Source organism: Streptomyces sp. SID14478 (genome assembly GCF_010548525.1).
Lineage (GTDB): Bacteria > Actinomycetota > Actinomycetes > Streptomycetales > Streptomycetaceae > Streptomyces.
In genome coordinates, this window is record NZ_JAAGMG010001336.1 from 1 (window position 1) to 710 (window position 710).

Annotated in this window: 1 pseudogene; it reads right to left on the bottom strand. The window is 73.2% G+C overall.

What is annotated here, in order from left to right:
* Positions 1–435 (bottom strand): annotated as a pseudogene (locus G3I40_RS42155) (hypothetical protein); the annotation flags it as partial.
* Positions 436–710: the final 275 nt, after the last annotated feature.

The following is a 710-nucleotide window of genomic DNA, read 5'->3' on the forward strand; positions in this document are numbered from 1 at the left end:
GCCGCCTGCGCCGCCGCCGAGCCCGGCCCGCACGCCCCGGGGGACGGTGGTGGCGGGGCCGGTGGGCTGCGGGGTCGGCGTGTTGCCGGTGGCGATGGTGAGGCTCGTCGTGCCCTTCTCGCCGTTGCACTCGAACGTGACGTCGTACTGCGCGCCGGGCTTGGCGTCCGGGTAGACCTGCGCCGTGGCGGAGTGCCCCTCGTTGAGCTCGGCGTCGTCGAAGATCGGGGCCGTCACGTGAACGGTGGGGACTTCGCATTCCGTGGAGCTGAGGGTGACGGTGCCGCCGGCCGCGACCGTGCTGGGCGACACGCTGAAGCCGAACGACGTGACGTCGGGCTGCGTGCCCCCGTCGTCGGCCAGGGCGGCCGGTGCGGTGAGGCCGACCGCGGCGAGGGAGACGAGCAGAGACGACACCACGGATATGGAACGCATGCGAGTCCTCCGGAGAATGGGTGACTCCTGCGACGTTATGAGGGCGGGGGCGCAGTGACCATTTCATGGGGCCGAATGGGGACATGAGCAGATCTGTCACTCCGGCGCCGGCGGCTGCTGCGGTCAGCGCGTCGCATGGCGTCTGCGCAGCCGCCTGCGAATGACGACGGAGGCGCACGACAGGAGGAGGAGCGCGGCCGCGGCGCCGAGGTGGCGGGTGAGCCCCGACCCGGTGTCGGACGCCTCCGTGGGCGCGGCCGGCGCCGCGGCGGGTG